Origin of the sequence: Mongoliibacter ruber (assembly GCF_003003005.1) — a bacterium.
In the GTDB taxonomy this organism is placed as follows: Bacteria; Bacteroidota; Bacteroidia; order Cytophagales; family Cyclobacteriaceae; genus Mongoliibacter; species Mongoliibacter ruber.
Window position 1 is genome coordinate 230397 of sequence record NZ_PVTR01000008.1, and the last position, 24372, is coordinate 254768.

26 protein-coding genes are annotated in these 24372 nt (G+C 39.2%); 11 read left to right on the top strand and 15 right to left on the bottom strand.

The genetic code is table 11. From position 1 onward, the window contains the following. Nucleotides 1-4 precede the first annotated feature (4 nt). Complete coding sequence (locus CLW00_RS14775; protein ID WP_106134462.1) at nucleotides 5-256, top strand: type II toxin-antitoxin system Phd/YefM family antitoxin; 252 nt, start codon at nucleotides 5-7, stop codon at nucleotides 254-256. A 5-nt stretch (nucleotides 257-261) separates the two neighbouring features. Further along, nucleotides 262-516 carry a Txe/YoeB family addiction module toxin gene (locus CLW00_RS14780; RefSeq protein ID WP_106134463.1) on the top strand — a complete coding sequence of 85 codons (255 nt, stop codon included), beginning with the start codon at nucleotides 262-264 and terminating at the stop codon, nucleotides 514-516. Nucleotides 517-573: 57 nt separating this feature from the next. On the opposite strand, the gene CLW00_RS14785 is transcribed toward CLW00_RS14780, so the two are convergent. The 7 genes from CLW00_RS14785 to lpdA form a co-directional block, all read right to left on the bottom strand. Beyond that, nucleotides 574-1785: an ATP-binding protein gene (locus CLW00_RS14785; RefSeq protein WP_106134464.1), complete on the bottom strand. Its 1212-nt coding sequence runs from the start codon at nucleotides 1783-1785 to the stop codon at nucleotides 574-576. A gap of 307 nt (nucleotides 1786-2092) precedes the next feature. Beyond that, the gene (locus CLW00_RS14790; protein ID WP_106134465.1) at nucleotides 2093-3109 is read right to left on the bottom strand and encodes a threonine aldolase family protein; all 1017 of its coding nucleotides are present in this window, start codon (nucleotides 3107-3109) and stop codon (nucleotides 2093-2095) included. A gap of 154 nt (nucleotides 3110-3263) precedes the next feature. Further along, nucleotides 3264-4193 (bottom strand): glycerophosphodiester phosphodiesterase family protein, encoded by a 930-nt coding sequence (locus CLW00_RS14795; protein ID WP_106134497.1) that lies wholly within the window; start codon nucleotides 4191-4193, stop codon nucleotides 3264-3266. Further along, nucleotides 4183-4641, bottom strand: a complete 459-nt coding sequence (locus tag CLW00_RS14800) for a DUF2721 domain-containing protein (RefSeq protein ID WP_106134466.1) — start codon at nucleotides 4639-4641, stop codon at nucleotides 4183-4185. The genes CLW00_RS14795 and CLW00_RS14800 overlap by 11 nt, the downstream gene beginning before the upstream one ends. 158 nt (nucleotides 4642-4799) lie before the next feature. After that, on the bottom strand, nucleotides 4800-5618 hold the full coding sequence (locus CLW00_RS14805) for an anti-sigma factor (RefSeq protein ID WP_106134467.1): 819 nt from the start codon (nucleotides 5616-5618) through the stop codon (nucleotides 4800-4802). After that, nucleotides 5618-6151 carry an RNA polymerase sigma factor gene (locus CLW00_RS14810; protein ID WP_106134468.1) on the bottom strand — a complete coding sequence of 178 codons (534 nt, stop codon included), beginning with the start codon at nucleotides 6149-6151 and terminating at the stop codon, nucleotides 5618-5620. Before CLW00_RS14810 ends, CLW00_RS14805 begins: the two co-directional genes overlap by 1 nt. A gap of 96 nt (nucleotides 6152-6247) precedes the next feature. Continuing rightward, nucleotides 6248-7648, bottom strand: coding sequence for a dihydrolipoyl dehydrogenase (lpdA, locus tag CLW00_RS14815; protein ID WP_106134469.1), 1401 nt, complete (start codon nucleotides 7646-7648; stop codon nucleotides 6248-6250). A 178-nt stretch (nucleotides 7649-7826) separates the two neighbouring features. Between lpdA and CLW00_RS14820 the strand changes: the two genes are divergently transcribed. The 7 genes from CLW00_RS14820 (at nucleotide 7827) to CLW00_RS14850 (ending at nucleotide 13096) form a co-directional block, all read left to right on the top strand. Then, entirely contained in the window at nucleotides 7827-8210 is a 384-nt protein-coding gene (locus CLW00_RS14820) for a GxxExxY protein (protein WP_106134470.1), read from the top strand. A 113-nt stretch (nucleotides 8211-8323) separates the two neighbouring features. After that, on the top strand, nucleotides 8324-9070 hold the full coding sequence (gene fabG / locus CLW00_RS14825) for a 3-oxoacyl-[acyl-carrier-protein] reductase (protein WP_106134471.1): 747 nt from the start codon (nucleotides 8324-8326) through the stop codon (nucleotides 9068-9070). Nucleotides 9071-9422: 352 nt separating this feature from the next. Next, nucleotides 9423-10721 carry a M23 family metallopeptidase gene (locus CLW00_RS14830; RefSeq protein WP_106134472.1) on the top strand — a complete coding sequence of 433 codons (1299 nt, stop codon included), beginning with the start codon at nucleotides 9423-9425 and terminating at the stop codon, nucleotides 10719-10721. Nucleotides 10722-11116: 395 nt separating this feature from the next. After that, entirely contained in the window at nucleotides 11117-11965 is an 849-nt protein-coding gene (locus tag CLW00_RS14835; RefSeq protein ID WP_106134473.1) for an SPFH domain-containing protein, read from the top strand. A gap of 6 nt (nucleotides 11966-11971) precedes the next feature. Further along, nucleotides 11972-12463, top strand: a complete 492-nt coding sequence (locus CLW00_RS14840; RefSeq protein ID WP_106134474.1) for an LYR motif-containing protein — start codon at nucleotides 11972-11974, stop codon at nucleotides 12461-12463. A 2-nt stretch (nucleotides 12464-12465) separates the two neighbouring features. After that, nucleotides 12466-12948, top strand: a complete 483-nt coding sequence (locus CLW00_RS14845) for a hypothetical protein (protein ID WP_106134475.1) — start codon at nucleotides 12466-12468, stop codon at nucleotides 12946-12948. Next, complete coding sequence (locus tag CLW00_RS14850) at nucleotides 12938-13096, top strand: type II toxin-antitoxin system antitoxin (protein WP_106134476.1); 159 nt, start codon at nucleotides 12938-12940, stop codon at nucleotides 13094-13096. Before CLW00_RS14845 ends, CLW00_RS14850 begins: the two co-directional genes overlap by 11 nt. A 198-nt stretch (nucleotides 13097-13294) precedes the next feature. Here CLW00_RS14850 and CLW00_RS14855 read toward each other — a convergent pair whose 3' ends face one another. The 3 genes from CLW00_RS14855 to CLW00_RS14865 are packed head-to-tail and all read right to left on the bottom strand — an operon-like array spanning nucleotide 13295 to nucleotide 17410. Next, nucleotides 13295-14776, bottom strand: a complete 1482-nt coding sequence (locus tag CLW00_RS14855) for a TolC family protein (protein ID WP_106134477.1) — start codon at nucleotides 14774-14776, stop codon at nucleotides 13295-13297. Continuing rightward, complete coding sequence (locus CLW00_RS14860; RefSeq protein WP_106134478.1) at nucleotides 14769-16088, bottom strand: ABC transporter permease; 1320 nt, start codon at nucleotides 16086-16088, stop codon at nucleotides 14769-14771. Before CLW00_RS14860 ends, CLW00_RS14855 begins: the two co-directional genes overlap by 8 nt. 2 nt (nucleotides 16089-16090) lie before the next feature. Beyond that, complete coding sequence (locus CLW00_RS14865; RefSeq protein WP_106134479.1) at nucleotides 16091-17410, bottom strand: efflux RND transporter periplasmic adaptor subunit; 1320 nt, start codon at nucleotides 17408-17410, stop codon at nucleotides 16091-16093. A gap of 318 nt (nucleotides 17411-17728) precedes the next feature. Between CLW00_RS14865 and CLW00_RS14870 the strand changes: the two genes are divergently transcribed. Beyond that, on the top strand, nucleotides 17729-18493 hold the full coding sequence (locus CLW00_RS14870) for a class I SAM-dependent methyltransferase (RefSeq protein WP_106134480.1): 765 nt from the start codon (nucleotides 17729-17731) through the stop codon (nucleotides 18491-18493). Here CLW00_RS14870 and CLW00_RS14875 read toward each other — a convergent pair. From CLW00_RS14875 to CLW00_RS14895, 5 genes are read right to left on the bottom strand one after another with little or no spacing between them, the layout of a single operon-like run. Continuing rightward, a complete protein-coding gene (locus CLW00_RS14875) occupies nucleotides 18490-19452 on the bottom strand; it encodes a glycosyltransferase family 2 protein (protein WP_106134481.1) in 963 nt (320 codons plus the stop codon). The two genes, CLW00_RS14870 and CLW00_RS14875, sit on opposite strands and share 4 nt — an antisense overlap. Next, on the bottom strand, nucleotides 19452-20414 hold the full coding sequence (locus tag CLW00_RS14880) for a glycosyltransferase family 2 protein (RefSeq protein WP_106134482.1): 963 nt from the start codon (nucleotides 20412-20414) through the stop codon (nucleotides 19452-19454). Before CLW00_RS14880 ends, CLW00_RS14875 begins: the two co-directional genes overlap by 1 nt. A 6-nt stretch (nucleotides 20415-20420) precedes the next feature. Next, nucleotides 20421-20966, bottom strand: a complete 546-nt coding sequence (locus tag CLW00_RS14885) for a DUF4199 domain-containing protein (RefSeq protein WP_106134483.1) — start codon at nucleotides 20964-20966, stop codon at nucleotides 20421-20423. Between the two features lie 6 nt (nucleotides 20967-20972). Next, nucleotides 20973-21485, bottom strand: coding sequence for a DUF4199 domain-containing protein (locus CLW00_RS14890; protein ID WP_106134484.1), 513 nt, complete (start codon nucleotides 21483-21485; stop codon nucleotides 20973-20975). Beyond that, nucleotides 21486-22727: a dihydroorotase gene (locus tag CLW00_RS14895; protein ID WP_106134485.1), complete on the bottom strand. Its 1242-nt coding sequence runs from the start codon at nucleotides 22725-22727 to the stop codon at nucleotides 21486-21488. Nucleotides 22728-23416: 689 nt separating this feature from the next. Here CLW00_RS14895 and CLW00_RS14900 point away from each other — a divergent pair. After that, a complete protein-coding gene (locus CLW00_RS14900; RefSeq protein ID WP_281257444.1) occupies nucleotides 23417-24319 on the top strand; it encodes an IS4 family transposase in 903 nt (300 codons plus the stop codon). Nucleotides 24320-24372 lie beyond the last annotated feature (53 nt).

The window sequence follows — 24372 nt, forward strand, 5'->3', positions numbered from 1 at the left end:
AACTATGGAAATCACTAGCTATTCCAATTTCAGGCAAAACCTAAAATCATTTTTAGATAAAGTTTTTATAGACAAAGAACCCTTATTCGTAACAAGGTCAAATGGTGAGGATGTTGTAGTACTTTCAAAATCAGATTACGAAAGCATGCAAGAGACTTTTTATCTGCTTAAAAGCCCAAAAAATGCGGAAAGATTGATGAAAGGGCTTAAAGAATATGAAAATATGAAAGGACAGGAAAGGTCACTAATTGAATAACTCTTATGAAAATTATTTTTTTAGATTCTGCCTGGGAAGATTACTTATTTTGGCAGCAACAGGATAAAAAAACTTTGAAAAAAATTAATTTGTTAATCAAGGATGCCCAAAGATCACCCTTTGAAGGTTTGGGTAAACCTGAGCCTTTGAAACATCATCTTTCAGGCTGGTGGTCGAGAAGGATTGACCTTGAACATAGGTTGATCTATAAGCTAGAAGATGACTCGCTCATCATAATGCAGTGCAGATACCATTATTGACTTATAGTTCAGAACCTTTAACCGCTTTCTCCAATTCCTCCTGAAACAGATCAAAATCTATTGTAAAAGCTCAAAAAATGCCCTTACATCTTGAATTATGATTGACTTTTCATTTACAATCAACTGGTCATTTTGTGTCAAAGTGATAATAAAGCCCTTATCCATTTCAAAAAAATTCATTGCCTCAACCAAACCAGCCACTTCCCTATCCCTATTATCGGGATGTAGATTTTCCGTAACCTGTATCAGCCATTTACAAACAGAGCCCTCAAAAACCACAAAATCACACTCCTGCCTATCTTTGAAGTAATACAGCTTTTTGTTTTTTTTCCTGAAATTCAAATAAACAAGATTCTCCAAAAGCCTACCCTTATCCTTTGTAAAACTCAATGAATTGGATTTGGCAAATCCGTTATCAATGCAATAAACTTTCTTGGGATTTTTCGATATACTTTTAGAGGACCAACTGAAACGTGGTAGGAAAAACAGCAAATAGGAATCTTCCATCCAAGACAGGTAATCTGATACAGTGGTAGGAGAACCGACATTGAACGTATTACGGATACCGTTGAAACTTACCTCTTTCCCAATATTGGATATTAGAAAAAGAGCGATATCCATCAGGACATGGGTATTTTTTATCCCATACCTGATAGCTATATCCCTATACAAGATGTCTTTCAGTAACATCTGAAGTATTTCAGGATTTTGATCTCTTAGGAATTCGGGAAAGCCACCTTTGACCACATAGTCATTGAAATTTTCCTGACTATCATCTAGGCCTAAAAATGTGAGGTATTCTTTATATGAAAAGGGGAATACTTCATGACTGAGATATCTACCGGTCAATCTTGTACCCATTTCTCTGCTCAAAAGTGAAGCATTCGAACCTGTGACAAATACTTTCTCCACTCTTTCATGTAGCTGTCTCACAAAAATCTCCCAACCCTCCACGTTCTGGATTTCATCAAAAAAGTAAGCTTCTACATCCTCTCCCATGATTTCATCTAACTTTGAGAAGTCCCCTACTTCAAAACCAAATACTCTTGAATCTTCAAAATTAAAATAGGCGACTTTTTCAAAATATTTTTTGACTATCTGTCGCATCAGGGTACTCTTTCCAGATCTTCTTATACCTGAAATCACCTCGACATGAGTAGAGGATGGTTTGAATATCTCTAACGTGTCACGTTTGATGAAACCAAAATCTTTGGCTAAAACACGTTTTTGACCATCGTATGCGGCTTCTATATCTTCCTTAAAAACCATGGATATAAGTAATTTACATCACAAAGATAAAGTTTATTTTGTAAAAGTAAATTATCTTACATTATAAACGTATAAAGGTTTACGTTTACAACGTAAGGTTATAAATAGTGCTTCCTTGTGTCTCTAAAGGTTAGTCACTGCCAGATTTTTTATTCAAGCTTTGAATATCATCAAATTCCAATCTGAAATTATTGATAGTATTTCGCGGAAATTGATATATGGCTGAGCTATTTCTACTTTATTTCACGAAGTATATTTAGCGAAGCATATATCCATCAATATCCACCTAATATCACGAAGTGAATATCTATTCAATATCTTTCAATCTTTCCCCAAATCTCTCCAACATCTCATCATCAAAATCCAAATGCGTCACAAACCTGATTTGATCCTTGCCGAATTTGACAGCCTTGATGTCTTGGGCATTTAACTTTTCCAGCATTTCGGCAGGGGTAATTCCAGACAATTTTGCAATTACAATATTGGTCATGACAGGGAATACTTCAGCAACCAAGGAGTGTTGGTCCAACATTCCCCCCAATTTTCTCGCCCTTGCATGGTCCTCCTTCAATCGCTCAATATGATGATCCAAGGCATAGATTGCCGCTGCCGCCAAGAAACCTCCCTGACGCATACCGCCACCAAAAGCTTTTCTAACTTTTCTGGCTCTCTTAATATCAGCTTTAGTTCCCAATAACACTGAACCCACAGGACAACCCAAACCTTTACTCAAACAAATGGAAATCGTATCAAACATCGCTCCCCAATCTTTAGGACTTTCACCCGATTCTACCAAAGCATTGAAAATGCGAGCACCATCCAAATGCAATTTCAAACCGTGTTGCTCACAGATGGCTTTGATAGGCCTGATTTCTTCCAAAGTATAAATGCTTCCTCCGCCTTTGTTCATCGTGTTCTCCAAAGAAACCAATGTCGTCTCAGGTGCATGTACGTCATCTGGATTGATGGAATCTAGGATATCCTGAGGACTGATTTTACCATAAGCACCATCCAGCAACTTCACAGAAGCATGGGAATTGGACATGATACCGCCACCTTCGTAGAGGTAGATATGTGAATATTTATGGCAAATCACCTCTGTCTGCAAACCCGTATGCAAGCGAATGGCGATCTGATTGGTCATGGTGCCTGATGGGCAAAACAAACCCGCTTCCATGCCAAACATTTCCGCCAACTTTTGCTCCAATGCATTCACCGTAGGGTCTTCCCCAAAGACATCATCCCCGATTTCCGCAGCCCACATGGCTTTCAGCATTCCTTGAGTCGGTTTAGTTAGGGTATCACTTCTTAGATCTATTATCATATGCTCTATTTAAAGGATGTGCAGTAGAAATATACTGCGTGAAATAAATTGAAATATACTTTCAGTGATATAATATCAAGCATCATACGTTTTTATAAGTACCTCATTACGCTTAAAACTAAATGTTATTTCTACTATATTTCTATAAATTATTTCAATGATATTTCAAATATTTCATTTTCGAACTTTTATCTGGTATTAAGCCCCTAATCGCCTCAGCAGCCTCTATCGGCCTATCTGTTGCAAGGATGTCGGCTCCGTTGTTGATGAGTTCAGTATAAACCTGATCTCCTCGAGCGATGGCACTCCGGTCAAGGTTACCCATGGTGCCCAGAATGGTAAAGACTCCTTTTTCATGCAACATCTGGTTGAATTCGGCTGGTCTTTCAGAAAGACCGGTAAAAGCTATCCACCTGTCAACAGGAATACCGGAATTTTCAAACCTTTCGAGTTCTTCCTCATTCCTGATTGTAACTGAAAGCATCAGTTCGGGATGCAAACGGTGCACTTTTATGGCCGCTCCCACACTGTAGGTAATCACAGCTGCATAGGGTTCGGCATTATATTTTTTGATGGCTTCCACGACAAGTTCAAAGGGTACCTCACGTTTGACATCCACAGTAAAAACTGTTTTTCCTTTTCCCCACTCCAACACTTCTTCTAAAGTTGGAATAAGGAAATCGGTCAAGTTCCCATCATTATCCTTCAATCTCAGTGCTCTGATTTCTTCAAAGGTGTGATCAATGACCTTACCCGTACCATTAGATGTTCTATCCAGTGTATTGTCATGCATGAGTACCATCACAGAGTCTTTGGTCAGTGCGACATCAAATTCGAGGATAGAAGGCGTATGAAGAAGTGTGTTTTCAAAAGTCTCAATGCAGTTTTCCGGGAACCTAGGATATGGTCCCCCTCTATGTGCAGAGACCATAGGAATTCGATCAGGTGTCCAAATGTAAAAATCTTCCATTTCTGAAAGGCTTTCAACTTGAATTATATGAATCTGATCCTGATTTTGTTTTTTACAGGAAACAAAGGCAAGTCCAGCCAATACAGCTGTAATGAGAAAAGCTCTATTTTTCATCAACATTTTTATCTTTTTTAAACCAAAAATCAAGGCTGGCAGATCTTGATCGGAATAAGTCTTCCATATCCTGAATCTCCAGATTAAGTGCTTTATTGGAGACCATAATTTCCACAAAAGAAATGGCCAATGAAACCAAAAGTGCGAACATACTCCCAATAAATACATAATTGGCAGCTTGCTGTGCTTCGATAAAAATCAGATACATACAGATCACACAAAGCAAAAAGCTTAGGACCCCACAAAGCTGCATGTATTTGATCATACTGAGTCGGCTTTTGAGATTTTGGATCTGCCCGATAATGATCTTTTCATCTGGATTTTCCAAATATTTTTTGTGCAGTCCCCTGATCAGGTTAGCAGTAGCCAAAAATCTATTGGTAAATGCCAGCATCATGAGTGTGATGGCGGAAAATAACAAAGCTGGTGTGGAGAGTTGGAGTTCCATTCATTCTTTACTTTAATGAAAGGCTAAATTAATCAATCCTATTTTAAACATACTCAATATATTTTGGACCTATTATTTAATTCGAAAAAGAAAACCCCAAACCAAGCTATAGCTCAGTTTGGGGTTTTATATGATTTGGTTAAGGTCTTTAATTTTTATCACCCAACATTACCGATCACTACCAAATTCTCTAAGGTAGGACTATCGGAACCACCTTTCGGCTCTATAGTGACCGCGAAAGTACCTGCTGCAGCCACAGCTTCCATTTGCTGAAGGCTATATTTCTGGCCTGGATTGATCAATCCTATACCTACCGGGCCATCGTCTCCGATTGCCCAAAGCTGATAGTCTCTACCTTCATCCAAATCAGCCAATGTATTCACTGAAATAAACACAGATTGTTTTCCTTGGTCCCACCAAACATCAATGGCAGCATCTTTTTGGATTTCAAAAGGATCTCCACTCATTGGGATTCTCTCGAAGTTACCTGCAAGGAGCGTTTCAAGCTGGGTATCTACTTGCTCATAGTTAACTTTATATTGATCCAATTCCTCTGCAAGTACTGATTGCTCTTGTAACAATGCGGTAAACCTATTGTCCAGGTTTTGGTATTGAAGGGCAAAGAAAACCGCTGCTATCGTAGCAATCACAGCTGTCACACATGCGGCAACAAAATATGATTTCCAAGGGGTAAGAACCACCTCTTTGGAGGCTGGTTTGGGTGCTACAGAAGATTTTTCTGCAGCAACAAAATCATCCTCAAGGGAATCAAAGATTTTGGCTTTCACTTTGGCTGAAGGAGCTTTCCCTGTTTTGTTATCAAACTCAAAGAAGGCTGCTTCTACCTGATCCAGTTCGGCCTGGATTTCAGGATATTTTTTGGCCATGCGAATGACTTCCTCTCTCTCCCTCTCACTCAATTCTCCTAAAACAAAGAGTTCGAGCTTTCCTGTCGATATGTAATTTTGAATATCCACTAGATTTTTTCTAAATTCTTTTTCAATAAATTAATAGCTGCACGGATTCTCGATTTGACTGTCCCTAAGGGGATGTCGAATTCTTCTGCTATCTCGGAGTGGGTGTATCCCTTGAAGTAGATGCATTCGACTACAAACCGCTGTTCCGCATTCAAGTCGAGGAGGAGTTCTTTGACGCCTATTCCATCTACCAGTTCGGATGTACCTGATTCGCTTTCCAATCCATATACGTAGTCATCTATCGTATTGGTCTTACTGCCTTGTGAAAACTCCTTTGATCTGGTTTTATCAATAGCTGCATTTCGGCAAATATTGGCCATCCAAGTGTACAAGCGACCTTTTGACTCGTCATAACTGTCTATTTTTCTGGTAATCTTGATGAAGGAGTCATGAAAGACTTCTTCTACAATATCCGGATCGGTGATAATCCTGCCAATGACCGTAAATAGTGCCCTGGAATATTTTTCGTAGAGATATTCTACGGTCTTTCTATCCCGTGCCCTAAGTCCGGCTATAAGTTCTTTCTCTTCCAATTTTTATTACTTTATGGAACCATTATTCCTTTTAAAAAGAAAAACACAAGACCAAATATTTGATCTTGTGTTTCCAATATAGCGATATTTTTAAAATTATAAATGTATCACCTCATCATATGCAGCTGCGGCTGCTTCCATTATCGCTTCGGACATGGTTGGGTGAGGATGAACAGTCTTCACCAATTCCATTCCTGTAGTCTCAAGCTTACGGATAGCCACAATCTCAGCGATCATTTCTGTTACATTGGCACCTATCATGTGTGCGCCAAGCAATTCACCATACTTTGCATCAAAGATCAATTTAACAAAACCATCTTTGGCTCCGGCAGCTGAAGCCTTACCAGAAGCTGAAAAAGGAAATTTACCCACTTTGATATCATATCCTGCTTCTTTGGCTTTGGCTTCTGTGTAACCTACAGAAGAGATCTCCGGACTGCAATAAGTACAACCTGGGATATTATTGTAATCTAAGGCATCAGGATGGTGCCCTGCTATTTTTTCTACGCAAATAATTCCTTCAGCTGAAGCCACGTGCGCCAATGCCGGACCAGGAGTCACGTCACCGATAGCGTAGTATCCCGGCATATTGGTCTTGTAGTACTCATCTACTTGGATTTTACCTTTGTCCACCAAAATACCCACATCTTCCAATCCAATATTTTCCACATTGGAAACTACACCTACCGCAGAAAGTACGATATCACACTCTATCGTAGATTCATTTCCTTTTTTATCTTTTACGCTGACTTTACATCCTTTTCCTTTGGTATCTACCGCAGTTACTTCGGTGCTGGTCATGATCTTCATACCTGCCTTTTTGTAGATTTTTTCCAAAGCTTTGGATACTTCTTCGTCCTCATTTGGCACGATCCTATCCATGAATTCAACAATGGTTACTTCTACACCAATAGCACCGTATACATAGGCAAATTCGACCCCAATGGCACCTGAACCCACTACGACCATTTTCTCTGGCTTTTTATCCAATGTCATGGCTTTGCGGTAGCCTACTATCTTTTTGTCGTCAATCTTCAATGAAGGTAATTCTCTCGCTCTACCACCTGTCGCAATAATGATGTTGTCTGCAGAATAGGTAGTCTTCTTACCATCTTTATCTTCAACTTCTACTTTCTTGCCCGGCTTTACTTTACCCCAACCTAGGATTTGATCAATTTTATTCTTTTTCATCAAAAATTGAACTCCCTTAGACATGCCACCTGCTACGTCACGGCTTCTTTTGATCATGCTGGTAAAATCCACTTCCGCATCTTTTACCTTGATGCCGTAATCTTCCGAATGGTTGATATATTCGAAAACCTGTGCACTTTTGATCAAAGCCTTGGTAGGAATACAACCCCAGTTGAGGCAGATACCCCCCAACTCAGCGGCTTCCACAATAGCAGTTTTGAGCCCCAATTGTGAAGCGCGGATTGCCGCCACATAACCTCCGGGACCAGAACCTAAAACAATCAAATCATATTTTGTCGAAGACATATTCTTTTTGTTTAATTTTCAAATAAGCTATGCAAAAATAGGGCTTTTGGGGAGAGAAAAAAATTTGGATAGGAAGGTTTGGGTTCACGCAAAGACGCCACGATGCAAAGAAAAAAATTTTAAATTAAATTAGCTTGATTCTAAAATTTATCCCCATTCCAATAAAGAGCTGAAATCAATGACTGAAAATGATATAGCCAGAGAAATTTTTGATTCTGCATACCACATCCATTACACGCTCGGTCCAGGTCTGTATGAAATTGTTTATGAAAATATCTTAGCTCATGAACTTACAAAAAAAGGATTGCATGTAGTACGTCAAAAGGAAATTAAAGTAAGTTGGGATGGCCTTATCTTTGAGCAGGGTTTTAAAGCTGATTTAATTGTAGAAAGAAAAGTTTTAATCGAAATTAAGGCAGTAGAAGCCCTTCATCCCAACCATTTTAAGCAGGTAAACACCTATCTAAAACTTACGGATATCAAATTGGGGCTGTTGATAAACTTCAATGAAAAGCTCATAAAATATGGATTTAAAAGGATTGTAAACGGTTTAGAAGATTAAAAAAATGAACACCTAAATTCCAAGCCCAATTTTTATTAATCTTTGCTTCTTCGCGTCTTTGCGTGAAATTTTTTATTTTTGACGTTTACGTCACTAATCTAAAAATACAAAACATGGGATTATTAACCGGAAAAACAGCTCTTATCACAGGAGCTTCAAAAGGAATAGGAAGAGCCATTGCCATTCGTTATGCACAGGAAGGCGCAAACGTGGCTTTTACATATTTGTCAAGTGTAGAAAAAGGACAGGCTCTGGAAAATGAATTGGCTGCTTTTGGCATTCAAGCAAAGGGTTATCGCTCGGATGCTTCTGACTTCAAAGCCGCTGAGGAATTGGTAAATACAGTAGTGGCTGACTTCGGATCTCTTGATGTCCTTATCAACAATGCCGGAATCACCCGTGATAATCTTTTGATGAGGATGACCGAAGAGGCCTGGGATGATGTCATCGGAGTCAACTTAAAATCCTGTTTCAATACTGTCAAAGCCGCTACCCGTACCATGATGAAGGCCAAAAGTGGCTCCATCATTAATATTACTTCTGTTGTGGGTATCAAGGGCAATGCAGGTCAAGCCAATTATGCTGCTTCCAAATCGGGTATCATCGGCTTTACCAAATCTGTTGCGCTGGAATTGGGTTCAAGAAATATCCGATGCAATGCGGTAGCTCCTGGATTTATCGAAACTGAGATGACTGGGGTATTGGATGAAAAAACCGTGCAGGGCTGGAGAGATGCCATACCTATGAAGCGTGGTGGTCAACCAGAAGAAGTAGCCAATACCTGTGTATTCTTAGGATCTGACATGAGTTCTTATATTTCGGGTCAGGTAATACAAGTGGATGGAGCAATGCTGACTTGATTTTAGATTGTAGATTTACGGTACTTCATTATTCGAAATTGGGTGCTCTTTATTCGAAATTAAGAATGTTAAATAATGAATGTCGAAATAGACAAGAAGTTGACCCTGCAGGAAAAAGAATTTCTTTCTTGCAGGGTCATTTTTTTACCACATACACATAGGTCGACACAGAATTTCAATAGACTATAAAATTGAAAATGACTCAAAACTACGTGCTCTATGATTCTATGGGGTAAATCAAAAAAAAGATTTTTAGGATTGTTCAGGTGCAAATTGATATAGAAAGACCTTCGGGGTTTTGAAAACCCCAAAGGTCTATCCAAATCGCACGGTATTTGCATTTTATTAATGTATGAATACCAAGTCATTAACATTAATTTTCATTTTCGCAATTTTATTAATGGGTTGCCAAGGCACCAATATCCGGAAAATATTAGGTCCAAGTAATCCCTATGAACAGTACAGAGACTTTCTCCAATCCTCGGAGTTTGAAAACACAGCAATGGTCAGGGATTGGGTTCAGGCTGGAGAAAAGGCGATTTCTTCGCCGATTGTGGTCAATCTTCCTTATCAGGAAATCACCCATTTTGAGAAAAACGAGCCACAGGCAGTCTATCTGGAGTTTGAAGCAAGAGAAGGGCAATTGATTTCATGCGAGGTAGCACTTATTTCCAGTCCTGATGCCAGGTTTTTTATTGACCTTTTTGAAATCACAAACCAGGGTCGAAAGAACCTACAATTTGCCAAAGACACCAATAGGCTTGAACATCAGGTCAGAAATGCGGGCAGGTTGGGGCTAAGAATTCAACCTGAATTGTTCAGAGGTGGCCTAGTAGAAATCACCGCACAGCAAAATCCTTCCTTAGCATTTCCCATCCCAGATAAAAACCACCGCTCCATCGCCTCATTTTTTGGAGATCAAAGGGATGGAGGAAGAAGAAGGCATGAGGGAGTGGATGTGTTTGCACCCAAAGGTACACCTGTCCTTGCTGTGAGTTCAGGAAGGGTCACTCGTGTAGGGCTAAATAATTTAGGGGGAAAGACTGTAAGCGTGAGTAATGATGGTTACTCTTTTTATTATGCCCATTTGGATAGTCAGATGGTCAGATCCGGTCAGGGCGTCCGTGTCGGTGATACTTTAGGTACTGTTGGAAATACAGGCAATGCCATCACCACACCGCCGCATTTGCATTTTGGGATTTACAGAAGAGGAGCTGTGGATCCTTTTCCGTTTTTTGAAGAAGTGGGTTTGCAAACTACCCATACGGCAGCAGATTCTGCAAATTTAGGTCAGTTGGCACGTGTGAAGGTGAGCACTGCAAACTTGAGAAACCAACCCAGCACCAATGCTACAATCACACAAAAGCTTTCCCAAAATGAGATCATCCAACTTCAGGCAAAAGTCAATGACTGGTACAGGGTCAAATTACCTGATGGAACAAGTGGATATATTTTTGAAAACTTGCTTACCTATGAATTGTCTGCATTTGAATCCTTGGAAGAAAATGAGGGCTTGATGATCAGGGAGAACTTTGATGACAAGCATACCTTTGAAGCTTCCAAACTTGGTAAAAATTTAGAGTTGATCGGGGAGTTCCAGGAATCGAGATTACTCAGAACTGAATCGGGAAGGTATTATTGGGCCTATTAACCTTTGAGGTCTTTTTTTGACCTCGAAGGTTTTAATTTCAAAGGAGGCTTTCGAAATTAGAAGCATATGAGTCTATTTTTTCACCTTCGACAAATCAATCCTGTAAAACTCATATTCGTCTTCATTTGGTTGTTCAGGCTTTTTGATAAAAAGACCTTTCAATGTCAGAAACCAGTTTTCTACGTCCAATTCCTCCTTTATTCCTTGATGTGCAGGAAATTGCGACTCCTTGTATTAGAATCAAAATAAAAACTTGAAGACTGATTTTTTTCACCCAACTAACTTAGTAAAAGTTTTTGAAATGGTAAGGCTAGAAAAAAAATACATCAGTAAACGTAACAATTATTTCTAAAACAATGTATATTGAATTGATATCATTTTAATATCATAACAATATGGAAAAAATAACAAAACCCTTTTCAGGCTATTTAATGGTTTTGGTGGCGATAGCCCTGATTCCGGCCACTATTTTCTCATTTGCCAGTGGCACCACTTGGCTAGGAATACTATTTACCGTATTCTTTATATTGGTGCTGCCAGGTTTTTTTACCCTTCAACCCAATAAGGCAATGGTCCTGATCCTTTTCGGTGCTTACAAGGGCACGGTCAAAGCCAATGGTTTCTTTTGGGTAAACCCCTTTATGACCAAAAACAAAATTTCACTCAGGGTAAGAAATTTTGAAAACAAACCACTCAAAGTCAATGACAAAATCGGTAATCCGGTCATGGTAGGAACCATTGTTGTTTGGCAGGTAGAAGACACTTTCAAGGCTACTTTTGAGGTAGAAGATTATGAAAACTTCATTCACTTACAGTCGGATGCTGCGGTGAGAAAAATGGCGGGGAAATACCCTTATGATGATTTTGAGGCTGAAGATGCTGAAATCACCTTACGTTCCGGTGTGGAAGATGTCAATCATTCACTGGAAGCTGAGATTTCTGAACGCTTGCATCATGCCGGCATCAAAGTCATCGAAGCAAGGATTTCCCACTTGGCCTATTCGCAGGAAATCGCTTCTGCCATGCTACAAAGACAACAAGCCACAGCTATCGTAGCGGCAAGAAGGAAAATTGTGGATGGTGCAGTTGGAATGGTGGAAATGGCTTTGGAAGACTTGAAGATAAAAGGTATCATAGATTTCGAAGACGAGAGAAAAGCGGCCATGGTCAGTAACTTGATGGTAGTGCTTTGCTCAGATCGATCTGCAAGTCCAGTCTTGAATGTGGGAACACTCAATCAATAATCCTGTATGGTAGTCAATGAGGTACATACTTTCAGAGGCACTTGGCTAATGTATGCCATCCTAATGCTGGAAATGCCAACCCTGATCATGATGGTGATCCTTTGGCAAACCGGTCATCTAGGGGATGAGGGGCCGATTGCAGTTGCTGTGGTTGGTTCTATAATGGTCTTGGTCTTTTTATTGATCATGAACATCAAACTGCAAGTGAGGTTGGACAGGTATGGATTGGCATTTCGAAATCCGCCTTTCATCAATGGCTGGAAAAAATTCAGCGTTGAAGAAATCCTTGAAGCAAAGGTCAAAAAAACCGATGGTATGTTTGAATATGGTGGAATAGGCCTGCGCATGGGGAGAAAGTTCCGGGCATATATTTTCATAGCCGACTACCTCCTAGAAATCAAAACTCACAAAAGAAAATATGCCTTTAGCCTCAAAGATCCAGTGCTTGCAGAAGAACTGCTTGCAGAATGGAAAGAGCAAACCTCAATTGACAGCTAGTTATGAGCAACTACGTATTCAAAGAAACACAGAAATTTAACCAACCCTGGATTTGGGGAATTGTACTGGTAGCCTCTGGTATCATATTTTATGGATTGTTTAACCAACCGGTGAAAGACTGGGAAATGGCCATTCCCATCATAATACTTGCCTTAGTCATTTTACTTTTGGCCAAAATGCAGCTTAAAACACGTATAGACAATTCCACCCTTTCTTTCAGTTTCTTCCCTTTAATCGGAAAAAGGACTTATAAAATTACTGAAATAGAAAAACTTGAACTCATTGCGTACAACTCTATATTCAAATTTGGAGGTTGGGGAATCCGATACAACTTTGCTATGTGGGGATATAATGTCAGTGGCAATCAGGGTTTGATAGTTACCTTGAAGGATAAAAAATTTCTAATCGGAACCCAAAAACCGGAAGAAATGCAAAAAGCCATCAAACAGTTTGAAGAATTTAAATCAGTATACAATGCCCGCTAAAAAACCATTTGCCCTTCGTCTTGACGAAAAAATGATGAAAGCCGTAGAAAAATGGGCTGCTGATGAATTCCGCAGTACCAATGGGCAGATCGAATGGATTGTCTATGAAGCTTTGAGGAAATCCGGGAGATTAAAAGAAAAAGAATAAAGTTTCCTGCCTTTTAGGCTCTCGCTTTTCCAAAAATTACGATAGATAAATTACGAAGCTTTGTGATTATCAGACATCTACTAAATTTTTCCTGATTTTTACTTTATTGACTGAGGCCTTCGGGGTTTTGAAAACCCCAGAGGTCAACATCAACCCATCTTTGCTTCTTGACTCTTATCTCTCGCATCTCTATTCTCTCTATTCTACATCCGGAGAATATAAGAGTTGACTACTCTGAAAGTCATACAAAGTCAACTGCCTCAATTCATAATAGGCTGTCCAATAATCTCTTAACGACTGTATATAAGCCCTTCTATTCTGATCTTTTTCCTGTTGGGCAATATTCAGGTCAGTAATCGTCACATTGCCATTTTGATATCTTCTGAGTGAAATATCATAGCGTTTATCGGCCACTTCATCCGATAACTGCGTAATCTCTAACCTTTCCCTCAACATGCTGAAGTTTTTGACTTTGGTAAAAATCTCCTGTTCAAAATTGATGATATCTTGTTCAACGGTATATTCTACCAGTTTTTTATTTGCTTCTGCCTGACCCATTCGGGCTTTATTTCGACCCCAGTCCAAGATTGGTACTAGAAAAGAGAGGTTTACCAAAGTCTGTCTATTCGGATCAAAATAAATGTCCTGCCAATTCAAGGCTGCGTTGTTCAGACCATAACTGGCGTTTAAAAACATATTGAAACGTTGTCCTCTTGCCTGCGCCACCCCTGATTCAGCTTGTAAAATCCTTCTATCAAAACCCAGGGCCTCTGCCCTATTTTGAAACGCTAAATCTATTGCTTGTTCAACATTAACAACAAAGTCAGGGACCTCTTGAGGAGGAATTAGATTGATTTCTGCGGCTTCATTCAGACCTACATATGATTTCAACCTTAACGAATTTGCTTCAAGATCCAATCGAGCCTGGGCCAAATCCTGCCTTGCCTGTAGCACCTGCAACTCAACCTGCAATAGTTTGTCCTCATAGGTAGTCCCGATATTGTACCTGCCCTGTTCAATCTTGAGTATTTCTTGTGTATTGTTGAGGTTTTTACTCGCTATTTCAAAATTGACTTGGGATATCAAAAAATCGAAGAAAAGCTGGGTTACCGTCTGGCTAATTTGCTCCATTTCTTCTATAAACTCACGCTTACTCTCCTCATAGACCAGGGGTTCTATTTTTTTATCCCATTTCAGGGGATTGAAAGCAAATATCGGTTGGCTTAACCTAACATTTACCGGCACACCAGACCACTGGGTTTGTGGTACGCCAGCTGGGGTCAAGAAATTATCAAATCGGTTGGTAGAAGAGTTGATAGAAATATTACCACCTGTAGCGGCAATGGTCTGCTCCATACCAAGTTCCAGGTCCATGAAGTTTTGCCTCACCTCCCTGAATCCTATACTTCCATCAGGTTGCACAACACTATTCACAGATTGGGAAAACCCCGGCACAGTTCCACCCAACCTCAACTGGGGATTGTAGTTGGATCGGAAAAACCGGTAATTCCAATACCTATTTTCCCTTCTAGTTTCTGCTCTTAGAGCTGCGGGGGAGCGACCTTTTGCACGAGTCACTATTTCATCCAGGGAAAATGAAAGTCTTTCCTGAGAAAATGAAGAATGGGGTAAAATCAAGGCTAGCATCAACACTGAGCCAGCAAGGAAGCTTTTATTCATACCTTAAAGAAGTTATAGGATCTTGACTTGCAGCTTTTCTGGCAGGAGCTATTCCGAAGATCAAGCCAACAGTAGCTGCCACTCCAAATGATAACATAATAGAAGGAATCGTGACGACAGTAGGGAAATCACCGAACTCGGCAACCAAAAATGCCAGAACTACGCCCAGTATCACACCAATCAAACCACCGGAAACACTAATCATAATTGCTTCAAATAGAAATTGATTGACAATATCGGATTTTTTCGCACCTAACGAAAGTCTTAGGCCTATTTCTTTTATCCTTTCCAATACTGAAGCAAGCATGATATTCATGATCCCTATACCACCAACCAAAAGTGATATTCCTGCAATCGCCCCTAGTACAATATTGAATATGTTTTGAGTACGCTGCTGCTGTTTGAGAAGTAGTTCAGGAATGGTGATTTCGAAATCAACTACATTGAAATGTCTCCTTTCCAAAAGTTTGGAAACCACCTCAGCCGTAGGTGTTAGGGCCTCACTATTTCCTACCTGAATGGTCAATTTATCAATTTGATGGTAATTAGAGGAGGCTTTTTCTTCACTTCTCAAATTGGAAGGCACCAATAAGTCTCTGTTCTTGAAGCGTACCAACATGGTCTGAATAGGCACATAGACATCCATGTTGAAATCTCTGATGCCCAACTTGGAAATACTCTGCTCCGAGACATACCGCTCTTCCATTACACCAATGATTTCGAGCCACTGATTTCCACTTTTAATTCGTTTGCCTATTGGATTTTCCTTCGGAAAAAACTTACTGACAACTGAACGTCCAATAATGCAGACAGGCTCTCCATCCCTTTGGTGTTTTTCAGTAAACATCATACCATCGGCCAGTTGAAAATCCAACACATCGAAATAAGCGGGAGTGACACCCACAAGTTTGGCCGATCTCCTTATTCCCGCATTGACCAAAAAAGTTTCAATCTCTATTTCCGGACTGATATTCACCACTCCGGGAACAGTTTCAATTATAGCCTCAACATCTAATAATTTCAATCCTGGGGAAAATTTACCTCTTTCATCTTCTACATCAGCATCTTCATCCAAGGATTCCTCTCTTTGTTCAGATACAGGTTCGATCACTATATTATTCACACCGACTAACCTGATCTGTTCCAAAATTTCCTGTTGGGCACCATTTCCAATGGCCAACATGGCAATCACTGCTGCTACACCGAATATTATCCCTAGAGCGGTCAGTAATGACCTCAACTTATTGGCAATAACAGCTTCCAAGGCAATATGAAAATTTGCCAGTAACCTGGTCTTATCATCCACTGTCATACTCAGTCTTCTATTTGTAGCTCAGTAAGATTTTCCGGACTTGCAGATATTTCATCAAAATCAGGATTTCTTTTTCCGTTCAACTCTTCTAAAAGATTAACCGCTACATTTTCTGACCAAGTGGGTGTAGATAAATATACTACATCTCCAGCACTTACACCTGATTCTACAATTACATGATTTGAGTTTGACAAACCCAATTTGACCTCTTGTTTCTTCCCATTCCTGAGATGTACGTAATTGATGCTATCATTTTCGGTATACAAAGCTTCTAAAGGAACAAAAGTTGCCTCCTCGATTTCCTCCGCTACAATAGTATTACTAGTGGTCATGGCTGGCCTTAATAATTCGTCCGTTTCATTGACTACTATAGTCACCTCAAAAACTTTAGCATCTGAATTTGGTCTTTGCTGACCGACATTCGCAACTTTGCTTACCTTACCAGTCAGTTTCTTTTCAGGAAAGGCATCCAGCCCAAGGTCGACTCGCTGCCCTACTTTCACCTTTCTGATATCTACTTCATTGACGTAAGTAATACTTTGCATAGTAGTCAAGTCTGGAAGTGTAGCCACTACGGGATTCCAAGAGGACACCTGTGAACCTTCTTTTACCTTCCCTCCTCTACCCCATACGTAGATAACCATTCCATTTTGGGGAGCTGTGACGGTGAACTTCTCCAATACCGCCTCCATTTGATTCACATCGGATTGCACATCTCTGAGTTTGGCGGAAACTTCCACCATTCTCGCTTTTTCTTGTAACAGCTTGATCCTATACCTATCTTTTGCCTGTTGCAAATCCCTCTCAGCTCGTGCAACATTGTTTTCGTTTTGCTTGATTATCGCAGGAGGTTCAAACTGAGACTGCTCTAAGATCAACTCCCTCTCTTCTACCTCGTATTCGAGATTGAGGATATTATCCCGTTCTTGTCTCAACACAAGCGCCGTGTCCAACTGTGTCTGCTCGTGCAATGCTTGGGCCTGTTCTAAGTCCAGCCTTTTATCCTCAAACCGACCAAAAAGTTCTGTTCTGTCAAGCGCCGCAATAAATTCACCTTTTTTGACCACGGTGCCTTCATCTACCATTTCTTCAATGGTGAAGTTTCCAATTCTAAATCTACGTGCGTCTGTAGGCCCCATTACTTGCACAGAATTTAGTGCTTGCAATTCTCCAGAGGTGCTGATTTCCACTTTAAATTTTCCGCTTTTAACCTCCGCCAAAATGTCATTACCATCTTTATTGGACTTAGGTCTAAAAATAAAAAAAGCCAGAATAATTAAAAAAATTACTGATATCGCTATATAAATCTTTCTTTTCTGCATATGCTATCTTAGGCTAAATAGGTTTCTATCAAAATTACTAACTATAGAATTGCTTCTCTGTCCAATAGGCATTTTATAAAACCATTAACATAATTATCAGGCGATTGAACTTGAATTTGGGTTTAAGAGAATAAATAACAAGTTCTTTTAAGCAAAAAATAAGGATTTAGTACCTTTGAGGCAAATCTCAATGCATGAAATCGAGCCTGCCTGAAGCAGACAGGCATGACGAAAATGACACAAAGTGGGATTCCATGCGAAGATTTCAACGCATGCCCCGACTAATCGGGATAACTGCTAAAAAACAATTATAAACACATGAAAACTATTATCAGTTTCGTTATCCGATATATCCCAAGAAAATACCTTCAGCTGGTATCTCATTTTTTCTTGAAAGTTCTATCCATTTTTTATTTTGGCAAAAAAGTCCAGTGTAACGTCTGTGACAAATCCTTCCGGAAGTTTTTACCTTATGGAAGGAAAGCAAGAGAAAATGCACTCTGTCCAAACTGTCTAGCTTTGGAAAGACATCGTTTGATGTGGCTTTTCTTACAAAATGAAACCCCCTTTTTTACGGCAAAACTTAAGGTATTACATGTTGCTCCTGAACTTTGTTTCATTAAAAGAATGGAAGCTTTACCCAACTTGCAATACATTACAGGTGACATAGAATCTCCATTGGCAAATGTAATTATGGATATTCACCAAATTCCTTTTGAAAATAATAGTTTTGACGTTGTTTTTTGCAATCACGTGATGGAACATGTAGATGACGATATTTTAGCTTGTAAAGAAATCAATAGGGTATTGAAACCAGGTGGATGGGGTATTATACAATCGCCTGTATACGACTTGGAAAAGACCTTAGAAGACAGCTCGATCACCGATCCTGTTGAACGAGAACAGATGTTTGGACAAAGAGATCATGTGAGAAAATATGGGAAAGATTATGCAAAAAGGCTGAGTTCTTCTGGTCTCCATGTATCTGAGAACCATTTTGTAAAAAACTTGGATAGGTCGGTAATCGATAAACATGCACTCCCTGAAAATGAAGTCATTTTTTATTGCACTAAGGGTGATTAGCCTTTGAGCCACTTGATAGACAATTCGTAGGCTAGACCAAGACCGTATGCTGTCAATTGGAAAATCGAAAAAACCAAAGCCAATGACCCAATAGAAACCTGGCCATATTGAATACTGGCCATTGCGAAAATAGAAAGACTCCAAATTGCCAAAATCAAGGCCTGAAAGCCGAATAACTCGGGAATCAACCAAAAGGTGAACAACATGGAAAATAAAAAAAGCAAAAACAGAAATGGCATAAAATGAACAAGTTTTATAGCGTCACTGTGGAAGCGGGAAACATTGACTCGGTTTCTACCAAATGAAAAACCCTGTTTGATGAAACTCTTAAAGTCGTTTTTCCTCTTATGATATACAAAAGCATCAGATACCAATTCTAGTTTGAACCCCGCCTTTTTGATTCTGATACTGATTTCAATATCTTCTGCTTTATTGGGATCGGCAAACCCACCAACCTTTTCAAAAACTTTTCTGGAAAAACCCATATTGAACCCACGGGCTTGATACTTTGACGGGTCTTTCATTTTGCCTCTAATCCCACCGGTCGTCAACCAAGATGTCATAGCGAAATCCATGGCTTTTTGAGCTGAAGAAAAATCATCAGAGGCGGCATCTGGACCTCCATGAGCATCAAGTTTTCTTTCAGATATAGATTTTTTTAAGGTCCTTAGGTAATTTTCGGGAATGATACAGTCCGAATCAAAAAAGATAAAATAGCTGCCTTTTGCCTTTTCTATTCCATAATTCCTCGCAAAACCTTGCCCCACATTTTGTATAAAAAAGTACTTAATGTTCAGAACTTCTTTGAAGGCGTCCACTTCTTTACGGCAGTTAAGCACTGAACCATCCTCAATTATCAAAACTTCAAAATCATTGAAACTTTGATGACTCAGACTTTGCAGCAAGTCTAAGATTTCTTTGGGCCTATTGTAAACCGGTATGATAACAGAGAAAAACATCAACCCTCAAAGTTGAATTCCTCATCAATGTTGTAATCTGCTTTTCTGCTGGTATTTGATGTCATCATTTCAGCCAAAAACCCAGTCAAAAATAGCTGGACACCAACTATCAATGCCACCAGCGCCAAAAAGAACAATGGCTGGTCAGTAATATCTCTTACCCTCAAACCTCGGTATACACCATAGACCTTTTCAAAGATGAGCCAAGAGGTAATGATAAAGCCTGTCAGAAAAGAAACTGTGCCCAAAAACCCAAAAAAGTGCATGGGCTTTTTCTTGTAACGATTGACGAACGATACAGAAATCAAATCCAAAAAGCCATTCACAAACCTTTCTATTCCGAATTTGGTCTCTCCATACTTCCTTGGACGGTGCTCTACTACCTTTTCTCCTATTTTAGAAAACCCATTCCATTTCGCTATCAAAGGAATATACCTATGCATTTCTCCATAGATATGGATGTTTTTCACGACCTTATTCTTGTAGGCTTTCAATCCACAGTTAAAATCGTGCAGTTTGATTCCTGAAATTACACGCGTCACCCAATTGAAAAATTTTGAGGGGACTGTTTTAGTGAAAGGATCGTGCCTTTTCTTTTTCCATCCGGATACAATTTCAAAACCCTGATCTATAACCATTTCATACAGTTCAGGAATTTCGTCAGGACTATCCTGCATGTCTGCATCCATGGTGATGACCACTTCTCCCTGAGCTTTACCAAATCCAATATCCAAGGCGGCAGATTTCCCGTAGTTCCTGACAAAATTGATTCCCTTGACGTGAGGATTAATTTGCCCGAGTCTTACGATTTCAGACCAAGATTGATCTGTACTTCCATCATTGACAAAAATTATTTCATAGGAAAAAGCGTTGCCATCCATTACCCGCTGAATCCAATTATGGAGTTCTGGCAATGATTCTTCTTCATTAAAAACAGGTATAACAACAGAGATTTGTAGCATATTAACTTAAAAGTCCAGAGACTTATCTCTTTTCTTTATAATTGCGCCAAGTATCAAGGAAATAAAAGCATAGATAAATAAGGAAATACCAAATGTCTTAGATTGTCCCAATATGGTGAAATTGGAGGAAGCATTATCTCTCATTTCGTCTATTTGGTCAGAAGAAAGCGAATCGGCAGCTCCAAATCTTTCCATCATAGCAATAGCATTGTCAATAGACTCCTCTACTAGAATGCCCGGAAGAGCTGGATCAATAACATTATACAACAATGCCGACCCTAGCTGAGAAATCAGACCTGCTACCAGTAGTGCAATAAAGGAAAAACTGAAGGCAGGTCCAAAATCCATATATCCACCTCTCGATTTCCTGTACTGTATCCCAAAATAAATCAAGGCTCCAAAAAATACTATTAACATAACAAATCCATACCACCCCGAAACTAAGGTTGCCGGATTTATGAAATAAACAATAAATGTAATGACAACAGACAAAATACCTAAAATAAGACCGGAATTTAATCCAGCTTTAAATGGTGTTTCATGATTTTCCATAGTACGTTAAGTTTTAGTTTTTCTTAAAATTATAGAAATAATTATTGTAAAAAATAGGCCGAAGACAATTTTCCAAATAAAATCATTAATTGCAATTTGAAACACATTTAAATCCATTATGCTTTCATAAGTCCTTTGGAAAGTCTCTTCTCCATATTGCCCTATGGTAAAGTCTTTTTTCTCTAAAGTAATATTCACTTTATTTTCTCGAATCCTTTCAAATAAGGCCGGCCAAGAAAACAGTCCGATCAGTATCCCTATAAATGAAACCAGGGCATTCAAAATATAAACTACAAATCCCAAGGTCATTCCCTCTGCAAAACTGAGGTGATTTTCATTTACTTTAAACCTTATGAAATACAATGCCGCTCCAATGAAAAAAGGAGTGATCGCAAAACTAAAAACAATACTTTTTAAAGTAGGATCCTCCCCTAAAAGACCTAGAATAAAGAATGCCAATAATGAAAGTACTGCTGCCAAAACGCCAATTTTAGCAGCATAGCTGAAATATTTTTTCATTTAAAATTTGGCTAGTTTCCCCTTGTTATAAACGAATTTAACTTTCCCTTTAAGAGTATCTCCCATCCAAGGATGATTGGCTGAAAGCGATATGTTTGTTTTTTTATCATAGACCCATTCCTCATCTGGAGAAAACACTGTCAAAGACTCCATCCCTTCACTATCAATACCCAAAACATGTTTTGCTCCTTTGGTGATTTTGGAAATCAATAAAGACCACCCTATCTCTTCACTCAATTTTACCATCGCGGGAAGAAAAGTTTGCAAGCCTATCATCCCAAAATGGGCAAGGTCAAACTCCATATGTTTAGCATCAAAATCCTCCGGTTGATGGTTAGACACTATAGCGTCTATAGTACCATCCTTGAGGCCTTCTATAAGGGCCTTTCTATCCTCTTCTGAGCGAAATGGGGGTAATACTTTAAAATTAGGATCAAAAGTTATAAGATCTTCATCAGTGAAAATCAGTTGGTATAAAGAAACATCAGCTGTCACATGTAAACCTTCTTCTTTAGCAAGTCTTACTTTATGGATAGCGTCTTTAGAACTCAATGTTTGAAAATGAAGCCTTCCGCCTGTATATTTTAGAATTTCAAGATTTTTTTGAACTGCTACATCTTCAGCCAAATTAGGAATCCCTTTCATACCTATCCTTGTTGAAATATTGCCTTCATGCATCTGCCCGAATAGCGCAAGCAAAGGCTCGTAAGGATGGTCAAACAATACTCCATCAAACTTTTGAAGATACTGAAGTGATTTCATCAATCTATCCGGGTTGGAAAGTGGATTGATTCCATCACCAAAGACAAACACCCCTTGAGCATTTAAGTCCAAGATATCGGTGAAATCTTCCCCTAAAGCATCTTTAGTCACCGCAGTTTGAATAATCGGATCAGTCAACCATTGTGCTGTTTTAGCTTTGAAAAATTGAATATCATTCTTGTTTTGGAATACCGGTTTTGTATTTGGCATTATCACAGCCTTGGTAAAACCACTGAATGCCAAAAGTTCACCCAAGCTTTCCAAAGTTTCTTTATACTCATCACCAGGTTCTCCAGAGCTACACCTTAAATCAACCCAACCTTCAGAAGCTAAGAAATCGGAACAATCAATAATTTCTTCAAAATCTAATTTGAGACTTTCGTCAGCTGGTAGTACTTTATTATCATAAAGAATGAAATCTTTGGGTGAATGGATTTTTTCAGAATCAATGATTCTCAAAGATTGGAGTAAAACGGGCATGTGTTTTTTTGTTTGTGCAAAACTGCAACTTAATTCAATAAAATGGAAATAAAACTGCTTAGTTTAAGAGTTGGGGCCCTATGAAGTTGCTGTAGTGTGAAAAATGTTTAAATCTGGATTGATTTCAGGCAGTTAAAAGTTAATCATTAAAAAAGTTAAAGGTTCAGAGTGTTTTCATACAGAGGCTTTCCTCTCTTAAGAATCTCTAGAAAATAGCTGACAGTTTTTGGACTGACTTTAATATCTCCTGTACCATACCTTCGGTAGGAAATCCTACGGCATTTTGAGACTTATTTTCAATGTTTAATCCCCGCAATGGTTTCCTCATGAATCATTCTACAGAATAGCTATGTCACCATTCCTGTATTTCTTGCCCCTCTCCTCTTCATAAAGAATTGCTGAGTTGAATTCAAGAAAGGCCTCGTAAACCTGCCTGACGGACAGGCCATAGCCGTCAGTTTAAGAACGTAAAATAAACGTGCCCAGTCAGAATGCTAAAAAAACGTAGATCCCCCTTGGGATCTTTCTTCCTTTTGTTCATATTTGTGACTGTTTTGTTAGTTTAAAAAGGCGGCTTAACATGCCCGTTTTCCGCCTTTTTTCTTTACTAAATATAATAATATTTATCTAAACAAAGGAATAAAAGACCAAGAGATTTACGGAAAAAAGAAAGTATTTTATCGGAAAAAATCAAATGTTTCTTCGATTATGACAACATTGATTCTCTTGCTGTCGATAGCGGATTTACTGTCAGGAAATCAAAGCTCAAGGGTTACCAATTTCTTTTCAGTCTGATGTTTGCCTACCACAGGGGAAAACATTTCAGTCTTCTGGACATGGCTTCCAATCTATTTAATTGTTTCAGGGTTAAGATCACCAAACAGTCACTGCATGACAGATTTTCGGGGAAGGCCGTAACGTTTCTCAAAAGATGTCTTGATCACATTGTGGCCCGGAAAATCCGATACCGGGGAGATACCGTGTTACTGGAAGGATTTTTTAACAGGATAAGAATCAAGGATTCTACCAAGTTTGCCCTTCCCGCGGCTTTTGCCTGTGTATACAAAGGGTATGGTGGCGCCTGCCATAATTCCTCCTCTATGATCAGTATCCAGTACGAATACGATTTTCTGAGTGGACAGAGCCTTGACCTCAGGCTTACCAACGGGGTGAAGAACGACCAGTCCGACTCGGCCGATTTCACCCATGATATCCAGGAAAACGACCTTTTTTTACGAGACCTCGGCTATTGCACAATAAAATTTCTGAACATGGTCAATTCAGGCAATGCTTTTTTTGTCTCTAGGCTATCACCCCAATCCAATATCTATCCCGATCAGCAATCCAATGATTCCCTGGATGCTAGAAACTGCCTGAATAAACTAAAAAAGCACAATTTGGAGTTTATGGAGGTTCAAGCTTATATAGGCAAAAAAGAGAGGATACCGGTTCGTGTGGTCATCTCTTTAGCCGATGCTGAAACTTATAAAAAAAGGCTGCGCAAAACTTCAAAACAGGCAAAATCGGCAGGAAACAATGTTTCAGACCACTCCTGTTTTGTGCGATGGGACACCCAAGCTAAAACTTCATGATAGCTGAGGTAAGTTCTTGCTGTTCTTCTGTTAGTTTTAAAGGTATTGTAGCG

What these genes read in the sequence shown, in the direction of transcription:
- CLW00_RS14775 (WP_106134462.1), top strand. Translation starts at nt 5, where the DNA reads ATGGAAATCACTAGCTATTCCAATTTCAGGCAAAACCTAAAATCATTT.
- CLW00_RS14780 (WP_106134463.1), top strand. Translation starts at nt 262, where the DNA reads ATGAAAATTATTTTTTTAGATTCTGCCTGGGAAGATTACTTATTTTGG.
- CLW00_RS14785 (WP_106134464.1), bottom strand. Translation starts at nt 1,785, where the DNA reads ATGGTTTTTAAGGAAGATATAGAAGCCGCATACGATGGTCAAAAACGT.
- CLW00_RS14790 (WP_106134465.1), bottom strand. Translation starts at nt 3,109, where the DNA reads ATGATAATAGATCTAAGAAGTGATACCCTAACTAAACCGACTCAAGGA.
- CLW00_RS14795 (WP_106134497.1), bottom strand. Translation starts at nt 4,193, where the DNA reads ATGAAAAATAGAGCTTTTCTCATTACAGCTGTATTGGCTGGACTTGCC.
- CLW00_RS14800 (WP_106134466.1), bottom strand. Translation starts at nt 4,641, where the DNA reads ATGGAACTCCAACTCTCCACACCAGCTTTGTTATTTTCCGCCATCACA.
- lpdA (WP_106134469.1), bottom strand. Translation starts at nt 7,648, where the DNA reads ATGTCTTCGACAAAATATGATTTGATTGTTTTAGGTTCTGGTCCCGGA.
- CLW00_RS14820 (WP_106134470.1), top strand. Translation starts at nt 7,827, where the DNA reads ATGACTGAAAATGATATAGCCAGAGAAATTTTTGATTCTGCATACCAC.
- fabG (WP_106134471.1), top strand. Translation starts at nt 8,324, where the DNA reads ATGGGATTATTAACCGGAAAAACAGCTCTTATCACAGGAGCTTCAAAA.
- CLW00_RS14830 (WP_106134472.1), top strand. Translation starts at nt 9,423, where the DNA reads ATGAATACCAAGTCATTAACATTAATTTTCATTTTCGCAATTTTATTA.
- CLW00_RS14835 (WP_106134473.1), top strand. Translation starts at nt 11,117, where the DNA reads ATGGAAAAAATAACAAAACCCTTTTCAGGCTATTTAATGGTTTTGGTG.
- CLW00_RS14840 (WP_106134474.1), top strand. Translation starts at nt 11,972, where the DNA reads ATGGTAGTCAATGAGGTACATACTTTCAGAGGCACTTGGCTAATGTAT.
- CLW00_RS14845 (WP_106134475.1), top strand. Translation starts at nt 12,466, where the DNA reads ATGAGCAACTACGTATTCAAAGAAACACAGAAATTTAACCAACCCTGG.
- CLW00_RS14850 (WP_106134476.1), top strand. Translation starts at nt 12,938, where the DNA reads ATGCCCGCTAAAAAACCATTTGCCCTTCGTCTTGACGAAAAAATGATG.
- CLW00_RS14855 (WP_106134477.1), bottom strand. Translation starts at nt 14,776, where the DNA reads ATGAATAAAAGCTTCCTTGCTGGCTCAGTGTTGATGCTAGCCTTGATT.
- CLW00_RS14860 (WP_106134478.1), bottom strand. Translation starts at nt 16,088, where the DNA reads ATGACAGTGGATGATAAGACCAGGTTACTGGCAAATTTTCATATTGCC.
- CLW00_RS14865 (WP_106134479.1), bottom strand. Translation starts at nt 17,410, where the DNA reads ATGCAGAAAAGAAAGATTTATATAGCGATATCAGTAATTTTTTTAATT.
- CLW00_RS14870 (WP_106134480.1), top strand. Translation starts at nt 17,729, where the DNA reads ATGAAAACTATTATCAGTTTCGTTATCCGATATATCCCAAGAAAATAC.
- CLW00_RS14875 (WP_106134481.1), bottom strand. Translation starts at nt 19,452, where the DNA reads ATGTTTTTCTCTGTTATCATACCGGTTTACAATAGGCCCAAAGAAATC.
- CLW00_RS14880 (WP_106134482.1), bottom strand. Translation starts at nt 20,414, where the DNA reads ATGCTACAAATCTCTGTTGTTATACCTGTTTTTAATGAAGAAGAATCA.
- CLW00_RS14885 (WP_106134483.1), bottom strand. Translation starts at nt 20,966, where the DNA reads ATGGAAAATCATGAAACACCATTTAAAGCTGGATTAAATTCCGGTCTT.
- CLW00_RS14890 (WP_106134484.1), bottom strand. Translation starts at nt 21,485, where the DNA reads ATGAAAAAATATTTCAGCTATGCTGCTAAAATTGGCGTTTTGGCAGCA.
- CLW00_RS14895 (WP_106134485.1), bottom strand. Translation starts at nt 22,727, where the DNA reads ATGCCCGTTTTACTCCAATCTTTGAGAATCATTGATTCTGAAAAAATC.